Annotated in this window: 2 protein-coding genes; one reads left to right on the top strand and one right to left on the bottom strand. The window is 68.9% G+C overall.

The window, feature by feature from the left end; translation table 11 throughout:
• Positions 1 to 241 precede the first annotated feature (241 nt).
• Positions 242 to 418 carry a hypothetical protein gene (locus ETD85_RS62065; RefSeq protein WP_170247511.1) on the bottom strand — a complete coding sequence of 59 codons (177 nt, stop codon included), beginning with the start codon at positions 416 to 418 and terminating at the stop codon, positions 242 to 244.
• Positions 419 to 432: 14 nt separating this feature from the next.
• On the opposite strand from ETD85_RS62065, the gene ETD85_RS62060 reads away from it, so the two are divergent.
• Positions 433 to 1356 carry an endonuclease domain-containing protein gene (locus ETD85_RS62060; protein ID WP_138699060.1) on the top strand — a complete coding sequence of 308 codons (924 nt, stop codon included), beginning with the start codon at positions 433 to 435 and terminating at the stop codon, positions 1354 to 1356.
• Positions 1357 to 1798 lie beyond the last annotated feature (442 nt).

Raw genomic sequence — 1798 nt, 5'->3', positions numbered from 1 at the left:
TGCCCTCCCACCCCCACCGAATCGGCGGCGCCGACCGGACCGCTCGCGCCCACCGAGTCAACGGTGCCCACCGGACCACCTCCGCCCACCGAGCCAGCAGCACTGACCGGCCCGGCAACGCCCGCTGAATTGGCGGCGCCAACGGGGCCTGCGCGGTCCATCATCGGTCGCGTCGGCAATCACGCCACTGGGCTGACGACCGACCCCAGACGCAATCCCATGAGCAACGTCACCGGTGAGTTCACGGCACGGGCGGTCCAGGCAGCGCGGGCAGTACGGGCGGCACCAGCACCTGCACCGGCACAGGCACCGGCATCACGGGCTCCGACACCGATACCGGCTCCGACACCGGCACCAGCACCAGCACCAGCGCTGGCTCCGGCACCGGCACTGGCTCCAGCACCGTCAACACAGGCATCGACACGGGCTTCGATGCTGACTCCGGCGGCATCGTTTCGCGAGGCTGAGCCGTCCCCCCAACCAGAGACCGAAATCCCACTCCACCAGAGGCGTTACTCACCTCTAGGACGCCCAGCCTTCAAACCACCGCCGCTGACCGAGCGCGCCGCCCGGATCACGCGATCAGTCCCGCAAGCCGTCGTCTGCCGCCAGACGGCCGCGCACATCTGGGGCATCAGCCTCACCGAAGGCACAGAGGAAGACTGGCCCGTCGAGCTGATCGCTCCGACCTATCTCGCCCTCCCCGGCTCTGTCTCGTACGTGGTGCCACTTTCCGCCGAAGACATCACCGAGCACCAGGGCGTCCGCCTCACCACCATGGAACGCACAGCCCTTGACTGCGCTCGCTGGCTGCCCCGCATGGAGGCGGTCGTGCTCCTCGACCAGTTCGCCCGCAAGGGCGTCGATCTCGAAGCCCTGTGGCACCGCCCGCTCAACTCCTGGCACCTGCGCGACACCCTGAGCATGGCCGACCGGGGCGCCGCCTCGCCCAGGGAGAGCATGCTCAGGGTCACGCTCGTGGAAGGCGGTCTCCCCAGGCCCGTCACCCAGATCAAGGTCGAACTGGGCAACGACCGATCCGCGTACCTTGACCTTGGCTGGGAGGAGTTCAAGGTCGCAGTCGAGTACGACGGCCAGGCGCATCACACCTCGGACGCCGACCGGCAATACGACGTCCAACGCCGGGAGGAGCTCCGGCAACGAGGCTGGCGGGTGATCGCCGTCCGAAGAGACGTCATTCCCGGCCAGATCGCAGACCTCCTGCACAACGTCGCCGACGCCCTGATCGAACGAGGCTGGAAACCCGGCCCGGACGAGACCATCCGCATCCTCCGCCGCATCCGCGCCGCCCGCCGCAAATCCCGCTTCAGATCAGGTCCACCCAGACGCCTCTGATCGACCACGAAACCCGTCCTCCCGCGCGCATCGGCCACCTCGCACCACAGCGGCCGTTCACCGCCCGGCGACCGTTCACACCGCGCAGAGGGCGGTTTGTGGCACGGCGACCGTTCACACCGCGCGGGGGGCGATGGGTGGGGCGGTCTGTCACAGCGGCCCGTTCGCGCGCCGGGCGGTCCGTTGTGGCGCATGGTCGGGGTTGTGCCGTGCGGGCGGTTTGTGGCACGGCGACCGCTCGCGTGAATGGGGGCACAGCGGTCTAGAACGTGTTCCCACTGGAGTCACACGGAGAGTGCCAATGGACGCAAGTGTGTTGCCGCTGGTGGCCAGGATGGCAGTCCAGCAGTTGGTCAGGCGATGGTGACCGGCAGTTCCTTGATGCCGTTGATGAAATTCGAGCGCAGGCGCCGGGCCGGCCCCGTCTGGCGGAGGCGGGGGC

This window comes from Nonomuraea zeae (genome assembly GCF_005889725.1).
In the GTDB taxonomy this organism is placed as follows: Bacteria; Actinomycetota; Actinomycetes; order Streptosporangiales; family Streptosporangiaceae; genus Nonomuraea; species Nonomuraea zeae.
Note: the sequence above shows the minus strand (reverse complement) of the source record. Positions and strands in the feature narration are given on the sequence as shown.